At 41.9% G+C, this 6,133-nt stretch carries 6 protein-coding genes, 1 tRNA gene and 1 rRNA gene; 7 read left to right on the top strand and 1 reads right to left on the bottom strand.

What is annotated here, in order from left to right:
- Positions 1-184 precede the first annotated feature (184 nt).
- The 6 genes from rrf (at position 185) to tsaD (ending at position 3,272) form a co-directional block, all read left to right on the top strand.
- Positions 185-300, top strand: a 5S ribosomal RNA gene (gene rrf / locus ACWF5P_RS23650).
- 66 nt (positions 301-366) lie between these two features.
- Positions 367-440 (top strand) — tRNA-Met (locus tag ACWF5P_RS23645).
- A 202-nt stretch (positions 441-642) separates the two neighbouring features.
- Complete coding sequence (gene tsaE / locus ACWF5P_RS23640) at positions 643-1,095, top strand: tRNA (adenosine(37)-N6)-threonylcarbamoyltransferase complex ATPase subunit type 1 TsaE (protein WP_434168310.1); 453 nt, start codon at positions 643-645, stop codon at positions 1,093-1,095.
- Positions 1,095-1,787: a tRNA (adenosine(37)-N6)-threonylcarbamoyltransferase complex dimerization subunit type 1 TsaB gene (gene tsaB, locus ACWF5P_RS23635; RefSeq protein ID WP_230178626.1), complete on the top strand. Its 693-nt coding sequence runs from the start codon at positions 1,095-1,097 to the stop codon at positions 1,785-1,787. Before tsaE ends, tsaB begins: the two co-directional genes overlap by 1 nt.
- 22 nt (positions 1,788-1,809) lie before the next feature.
- Positions 1,810-2,262, top strand: a complete 453-nt coding sequence (gene rimI, locus ACWF5P_RS23630) for a ribosomal protein S18-alanine N-acetyltransferase (RefSeq protein ID WP_101225599.1) — start codon at positions 1,810-1,812, stop codon at positions 2,260-2,262.
- Positions 2,259-3,272, top strand: a complete 1,014-nt coding sequence (gene tsaD / locus ACWF5P_RS23625) for a tRNA (adenosine(37)-N6)-threonylcarbamoyltransferase complex transferase subunit TsaD (protein WP_260359228.1) — start codon at positions 2,259-2,261, stop codon at positions 3,270-3,272. The genes rimI and tsaD overlap by 4 nt, the downstream gene beginning before the upstream one ends.
- A gap of 268 nt (positions 3,273-3,540) precedes the next feature.
- Here the strand turns inward: tsaD and ACWF5P_RS23620 are convergent, their stop codons facing one another.
- Positions 3,541-5,460, bottom strand: coding sequence for an ABC transporter ATP-binding protein (locus tag ACWF5P_RS23620; RefSeq protein WP_101225601.1), 1,920 nt, complete (start codon positions 5,458-5,460; stop codon positions 3,541-3,543).
- A gap of 133 nt (positions 5,461-5,593) precedes the next feature.
- Between ACWF5P_RS23620 and moaC the strand changes: the two genes are divergently transcribed.
- The gene (moaC, locus tag ACWF5P_RS23615) at positions 5,594-6,106 is read left to right on the top strand and encodes a cyclic pyranopterin monophosphate synthase MoaC (protein WP_101225602.1); all 513 of its coding nucleotides are present in this window, start codon (positions 5,594-5,596) and stop codon (positions 6,104-6,106) included.
- The last annotated feature ends 27 nt before the right edge of the window (positions 6,107-6,133 follow it).

Raw genomic sequence — 6,133 nt, 5'->3', positions numbered from 1 at the left:
GGTCAGAGGTGGAAGCGTGGCGACATGTGGAGCTGACTGATACTAATAGATCGAGGACTTAACCAACGCTTTTTAAAAAATGAAATACCTTCTTAATATTATCTAGTTTTGAAGGAATGAAAATTTCTTCTTGCATTTTGATTTCATACATGGTATGATAATAAATGTGCTAAAAGATTAAATGTTTGGTGGCGATAGCGAAGAGGTCACACCCGTTCCCATTCCGAACACGGCAGTTAAGCTCTTCAGCGCCAATGGTAGTTGGGGGTTTCCCCCTGTGAGAGTAGGACGCCGCCAAGCTATAATCATTGTATTCTTTTTAAATAAATGGGAATACTATATTTATAAAAGTAACATTCATACCGTCGCGGGGTGGAGCAGTCCGGTAGCTCGTCGGGCTCATAACCCGAAGGTCGCAGGTTCAAATCCTGTCCCCGCAATCATGAAAAAAACGAAACTTAGGTTTCGTTTTTTTGTTTTATCTGAAATTCGAATAATTATGTCCCTAACTTATTTGTTTCTTCTTTTGAAACAAGGTAAACTACATATAGAATGGTTTTTGTTCCATTCCATAATATTGCGTTTATGGTTATAGACATGAACTATAGGACGTTTCCTAATAATGATAAAGGTGATTGATATATGCAACATGTTGAATGGATTTCTCAGAGTGAGGAAGAAACTGCGCAATTTGCGCATAGGTTGGCACAAAAGCTCTCCAGTGGAGATGTTCTGGCATTAGAAGGTGACTTGGGTGCAGGGAAGACGGCATTCACAAAAGGGCTGGCTAAAGGACTATGTGTTACCAGAATGGTGAATAGCCCTACCTTTACGATAATAAAGGAATACATGGGTCGCTTGCCTTTGTATCATATGGATGTATATCGGGTAAGTGAATCGGAAGAAGATCTAGGCTTTGATGAATATTTTGATGGTGATGGTGTGACTGTCGTTGAATGGGCCCATTTAATAAAGGATCACCTTCCAGAGGAAATCTTGACCATTTATATCTATCGTCTGGGCGATACCAGCCGGCGTATTGTTTTGGAAGCCAAAGGCGAACGATATGTAAAGTTATGTAAGGAGATTATTTGATGAAGGTTTTAGCTATAGATACATCGAATTTTACATTAGGGATTGCACTGGTAAACGAGAATCAAGTAATTGGTGAGTATACGACGAACCTAAAGAAAAATCATTCGGTGCGGGTAATGCCGGCAATTGAAACACTGCTGAGGGATTGTGATACTAAACCGAAGGAATTGACTAAGATTGTGGTCGCTCAAGGTCCAGGCTCATATACAGGGGTCAGGATTGGAGTGACGATAGCGAAAAGCTTGGCCTGGACGCTTCAGATTCCCTTATCAGGTGTTTCCAGCTTAGAGGTTTTAGCAGCTAATGGACGATATTTTAACGGGGTGATCTCTCCCTTGTTCGATGCAAGAAGAGGGCAGATTTATACTGGATTATATGAAATGGAAAAGGACTCTTTAAAGACAGTCATAGAAGATTGTAATATTCTATCCTCTGAGTGGGCGAGTCAATTGAAGGAATTAAATCGTCCTGTTTTATTTGTTGGTCAAGATGTGGACATCCATCGGGATGCAATTACGGATGCATTAGGGGAATTGGCGGTATTTGCTCCGGTACAGTCATATAATTCAAGGCCAAGCGAACTGGCCTTCATTGGTCTTGATAAGACTGAAGTGGATGTTCACCAGTTTGTACCGAATTATATCCGCATGGCTGAAGCAGAAGCAAAGTGGCTTGAACAGCAGGGGAAATAAACAAGGAAAGCGACCGATTATTATGAGTAAAACATTGACGTTCCGAAAGATGAATACGGAAGATATCGACCAAGTGCTAAACGTGGAAAAGCAGTCCTTTACTTTGCCTTGGAGCCGGGAAGCTTTTTTTAATGAATTGAATCATAATCAATATGCTGTATACATGGTGATAGAGGATGAAGGTAAAATCGCCGGTTATTGCGGTGCCTGGATCGTCATTGATGAATCGCACATTACCAATATAGCGATATTGCCAGAATACCGAGGGCAAAAGCTAGGAGAAGCTTTGCTCAGGAAGATGATTGAAATCTCCATTTCGATGGGTGTGGTGAGGATGACGCTAGAGGTCCGTGTCAGTAATGCAGTAGCCATTTCGCTCTATGAAAAACTAGGTTTCCAAAAGGGCGGAATCCGAAAAAATTATTATACAGACAATCAAGAAGATGCTTATGTTATGTGGGTGAATTTTTCATGAAACAAGATCAATTTATATTAGGTATTGAAACGAGCTGCGATGAAACTGCGGCAGCTGTCATAAAAAATGGTACGGAGATACTGAGTAATGTCGTGGCTTCACAAATTGAAAGCCATAAACGTTTTGGCGGTGTCGTCCCTGAAATAGCTTCCCGTCATCATGTAGAACAAATTACGATTGTTCTTGAAGAAGCACTGCTGCAAGCCGGTGTTACATATGAAGACTTGGATGCCATTGCCGTTACAGAAGGCCCCGGCCTTGTTGGGGCACTATTAATAGGCGTGAATGCGGCGAAGGCTGTAGCTTTCGCACATGGAATACCAATTGTCGGTACGCATCATATCGCTGGTCATATCTATGCAAATCGGCTTATTCAGGAGATCGAATATCCTGCGCTTTCTTTAGTCGTTTCGGGAGGTCATACAGAATTGGTGCTTTTAGAAGAGCCAGGTTCTTTCAAGGTGATAGGGGAGACGCGGGATGATGCAGCAGGAGAGGCGTATGATAAAGTGGCTCGAACATTGGGGCTCCCTTATCCTGGCGGTCCTCATATCGATAGGCTTGCGCAAGAAGGCTCACCAACTTTAAAACTGCCTAGGGCATGGTTGGATGGCAGCTATGATTTTTCCTTCAGCGGGTTGAAATCGGCGGTGATCAACACTTTGCATAATGCAGAACAGCGCGGGGAAAAAATCGAACCTAAAGATTTAGCGGCAAGTTTCCAAGCAAGCGTGATAGAAGTGCTTGTAATGAAAGCTGTAAAAGCTGCAAAGGAATATAATGTGAAGCAGGTATTGCTTGCTGGAGGAGTTGCGGCAAATAAAGGCCTTAGGGAAGCATTAACGGAAGCTTTTAAGGATTTACCTATGGATATATCCATTCCGCCCCTCTATCTTTGTACAGACAATGCCGCCATGATCGGTGCTGCTGGCAGTGTCATGTTTGAAAAAGGAAAACGATCTGGTTTGGATTTGAACGGAAATCCTGGATTGGATATAGAAGCATTTTAATTGACGAGAAGACAGGATCCCACACTTCGGCATCCTGTCTTTTTATCGTGTTAATGAAATAATAGAATATTCTGTGGATAAAGTTTTTTTGATCATCCTACTGCATGTGTATAAAGTGGTGTTTTTGTGGATAAGTGGATATGTTTCTGTGGATAATGTGTATAACCCAAATTATTGGCTAATAAACGGTAAGTGAATTGTTAACAAGTTTGTGGATAACTTTTTAATTTGAAGTGAAAAAGACCGAGTCGATTGACCCGGTCATTTGTCATTCTTCCAGTTCAGCCCATTCTTCGAGCAGCTGGTCCAATTTTTCCTGTGCATTATCAAGCTTTGTTTGGACTTCCATCACTTTTTCGTGGTCCTGAAAAACATTTGGATCGCATAGGAGGTCATTATATTCGCTTATTTCGGTTTCAAGACGCTCCATGGCTGCCTCGATTTCCTCAATGCGCCGTTTTCGCTGGCGTTCTGCTTTTTTTGCTTCTTTATCAATTTTGTAATTTGTTTTTTCTACAGCTGCATCTAAAGTTTTAGCCTGATCCTGCTGTTCAAGTGCTTTGATTTCCGCTTGCTCCTGTTTCTTCTCTAAATAGTAATCATAATCACCGAGAAATTCTTCGTTGCCGTCTTTGGAGAGCTCTATCACTTTCGTTGCTATCCGATTTATGAAATAACGGTCATGTGAGACGAAAAGAATAGTTCCCGGATAATCGATCAAAGCGTTTTCAAGCACCAATTTACTATCGAGGTCCAAATGGTTCGTTGGTTCATCAAGAATTAAAAAATTACCTTTTTGCATCATCATTTTGGCAAGAGCAAGCCGAGCCTTTTCGCCCCCGCTTAGTGTGGAAACGGTTTTCAAAACATCGTCCCCGCTAAATAGGAAATTACCAAGTACGGTGCGGATGTCCTTTTCCGGTTTAAGGGGATAGTCGTCCCATAATTCATTGAGTACGCGTTTATTGGAAACAAGGTTAGCCTGTTCTTGATCGTAGTAGCTGACTTCTACGTTCGTTCCAAAACGGAATTCCCCAGAAAGTGCAGGCAGCTTAGAAATGATCGTTTTCAATAAAGTTGATTTTCCAACTCCATTTGGGCCAACAAGAGCTATGCTCTCTCCCTTTGTCATCCGGGAATTTATATTCCTTGATACCGTTTCCCCTTCGTATCCGATAGCCAAGTCCTGGAGGTGGAGTACTTCATTTCCGCTTTGCCTTTCAATCTGGAAAGAAAAATTCGCGGATTTTTCATCCCCTTGCGGCTTGTCCAAAACATCCATCTTTTCGAGCTGCTTGCGTCTGCTTTGTGCTCTTTTCGTGGTCGAAGCCCTTGTGATATTACGTTGGACAAAGTCGCGAAGCTTTTCGATTTCCCCTTGCTGCTTCTCGAACAGTTTCATGTCCCGCTCATAATCTTCCGCTTTTCCCTCTAGGTAAGAACTATAATTACCATAGTATTTTTTCATGTTATTCCGGGAAATCTCATATACCAGGTTCACTACTTTATCTAAAAAATAGCGGTCATGGGAAACAATGAGCACAGCTCCCTGGTACCCTTGTAAATATTGTTCAAGCCAAGATAGGGTTTCAATATCCAAATGGTTCGTCGGCTCATCCAGAATCAATATATCCGGTTTCCTTAAAAGCAGCTTTCCTAATGCAAGCCTTGTTTTTTGCCCGCCGCTTAATGTGGAAATTGGGGTAGAATAGTCAAAGTCAGCAAACTGAAGCCCATGCAATACGGAACGGATATCCGCTTCATATTGATAACCGCCCTTCTCTTTGAATGCCACCATCAAAGTGTCGTATTCATTCAGCACTTTTTGGTAAACCGTTTCGTTTTCAAAGATGTCAGGTCTGGCCATATCAGCTTCAAGGCGACGCAGTTCCTTTTCCTGCTCTATAAGGTCCGTGAATACCGTCAGCATCTCATCCCAAATGGTCAGTTCGGATTCCAATCCCGTATCCTGGGCCATATAGCCGATTGTGACGCCTTTTGGTTTGATAATTTCACCGCCATCATGGGAAATCTTCCCGGCTATGATTTTTAGCAGAGTCGATTTTCCGGCGCCATTACGGCCGACAAGTGCAATTCGATCTTTATTTTGAACTTCGAGCTTCATATTTGATAAAATAAGTTCAGCTCCATAATATTTCGATAGTTGATTGATTTGTAATAAAATCATAGATTTCACCTCAATTGATTATAGATAGTGTAACGTATTTTAGTTATTATCGGCAACAGCTTGGTTCCATGGTAAAACAAAAGCTGTTACATAAAGTGGAATAATAGTGTATGATTTAGGAGGGGTTACTTAAATGGGAGACTTAACGCATTTTAATGAACAGGGCAGGGCCAAAATGGTCGATGTGAGTGCTAAGCCTGAAACAACCCGGACGGCAGTAGCTCAATCGAGCATTTTATTGAATGATGAAATATATGAATTGGTCACGAACCAGAAAATGAAAAAAGGTGATGTACTGGCTGTTGCACAGGTTGCAGGAATAATGGCCAGCAAAAATACATCCAATATCATTCCGATGTGCCATCCCATTGCTCTGCAAGGGGTCAATATAGCCTTTGAGTGGGAAAAAGAGGAACAAGGATACAGACTTAGGATTGAAACGGAAGCTAAGACAAAAGGGAGTACAGGTGTGGAAATGGAAGCGTTAACAGCTGCATCCGTGACTGCCTTGACTGTTTATGACATGTGTAAGGCCATTGACAAGGGAATGGTGATCGGGCCTACATTCTTAGTGGAGAAAACAGGCGGAGTTTCCAGTAACGATTATAAAAGACAAGTAAAACAAACAGATAGAGAATTAAGTTGAAAAGCATGTGTGAAGGCGGGGAAGAAC

The organism is Peribacillus sp. NPDC055009 (genome assembly GCF_053608705.1).
This window is presented reverse-complemented; position numbering and strand designations above follow the sequence as displayed.

Coding starts and splice junctions, on each gene's coding strand:
- tsaE (WP_434168310.1), top strand. CDS start 643: ATGCAACATGTTGAATGGATTTCTCAGAGTGAGGAAGAAACTGCGCAA.
- tsaB (WP_230178626.1), top strand. CDS start 1,095: ATGAAGGTTTTAGCTATAGATACATCGAATTTTACATTAGGGATTGCA.
- rimI (WP_101225599.1), top strand. CDS start 1,810: ATGAGTAAAACATTGACGTTCCGAAAGATGAATACGGAAGATATCGAC.
- tsaD (WP_260359228.1), top strand. CDS start 2,259: ATGAAACAAGATCAATTTATATTAGGTATTGAAACGAGCTGCGATGAA.
- ACWF5P_RS23620 (WP_101225601.1), bottom strand. CDS start 5,460: ATGATTTTATTACAAATCAATCAACTATCGAAATATTATGGAGCTGAA.
- moaC (WP_101225602.1), top strand. CDS start 5,594: ATGGGAGACTTAACGCATTTTAATGAACAGGGCAGGGCCAAAATGGTC.